This window comes from Nocardia arseniciresistens, from assembly GCF_046764875.1.
In the GTDB taxonomy this organism is placed as follows: domain Bacteria; phylum Actinomycetota; class Actinomycetes; order Mycobacteriales; family Mycobacteriaceae; genus Nocardia; species Nocardia arseniciresistens.
On record NZ_JBKORD010000049.1, the window covers coordinates 1 to 583 of the forward strand.

Here is a 583-nt window from a genome sequence, read left to right on the forward strand (position 1 = left end):
TTCCCCAACGTCGTCGTCACGAGCCTGGCGGCGTCTACGTCGATCGCCGGTGACGTCGATGCGACGTGGAAGGGCCTTCTGAACGGCGAGAGCGGTATCGACGTTCTCGAGGACTCCTTCATCGAGGAGTACGACCTTCCGGTCCGCATCGGCGGTCACCTGAAGGTTCGGCCCGAGACCCTGCTGACCCGAGTCGAATGTCGGCGCATGGCCTACGTCGAGCAGCTCGCGACCGTCCTCGGTCGCGAAGTCTGGCGCAACGCGGGCAGCCCCGAGGTCGACCCGGAACGACTGGGTGTGGCTATCGGCACCGGACTCGGTGGCGGTGACGCCCTCATCGACTCGGTCGACAAGCTGAAGAACGGTGGCTATCGCAAGATTTCGCCACTGGCTGTTCAGATGGTCATGCCGAATGGTCCTTCGGCCGTCGTGGGTCTCGAATTGAAGGCCAGGGCAGGAGTGGTCACTCCGGTCTCGGCGTGCTCGTCCGGTTCCGAGGCGATCGCCAACGCGTGGCGCATGATCGTCATGGGTGACGCCGATATCGTCGTCACCGGTGGCGTCGAGGGCTACATCGACGCGG

At 64.7% G+C, this 583-nt stretch carries 1 protein-coding gene; it reads left to right on the plus strand.

Translation table 11 applies throughout. The annotated features are described in order from the left end of the window. Positions 1–583, plus strand: a 583-nt coding sequence (locus ACLMAJ_RS38020; protein WP_412018764.1) for a beta-ketoacyl synthase N-terminal-like domain-containing protein, incomplete at both ends; no start/stop codon positions are given.